Source organism: Methylobacterium sp. CCH5-D2, from assembly GCF_001556475.1.
GTDB classification, from domain to species: domain Bacteria; phylum Pseudomonadota; class Alphaproteobacteria; order Rhizobiales; family Beijerinckiaceae; genus Methylobacterium; species Methylobacterium hispanicum.
The window spans coordinates 1-309 of the sequence record NZ_LSIX01000457.1 but is presented as its reverse complement, the minus strand read 5'-3'; the positions used below and the strand labels follow the sequence as shown (position 1 = coordinate 309).

The following is a 309-nucleotide window of genomic DNA, read 5'->3' as shown; positions in this document are numbered from 1 at the left end:
AGGCCTACATCATCTCCATCCTGGCGAGCCTGCTCACCTCCATCACCCTGACGCCGGTGCTGGCGTCGCTGCTGCTCCCGGGGCTCAGGAACCTTGAGGAGCACGACAGCCGCTTCCTCAAGCTGCTCAAGCGGGGCAACGCCGCCCTGCTGCGGGTCGCCTTCCGGCACAAGGGCTGGCTCGTCGGAAGCGTCGCCGTGGCGGTCGCCGCCGCGGGCGTCGCCGCCTGGAACCTGCCCCGGGCCTTCCTGCCTCCGTTCAACGAGGGCTCGTTCACGGTCAGCATGACCTTCAACCCGGGCATCTCGC

The 309-nt window shown here is 69.3% G+C and carries 1 protein-coding gene; it reads left to right on the top strand.

Annotated elements, in window-relative coordinates:
• Window positions 1-309 (top strand): efflux RND transporter permease subunit (locus AX737_RS11580; RefSeq protein WP_156453670.1); only part of this gene is annotated, 309 nt, incomplete at both ends.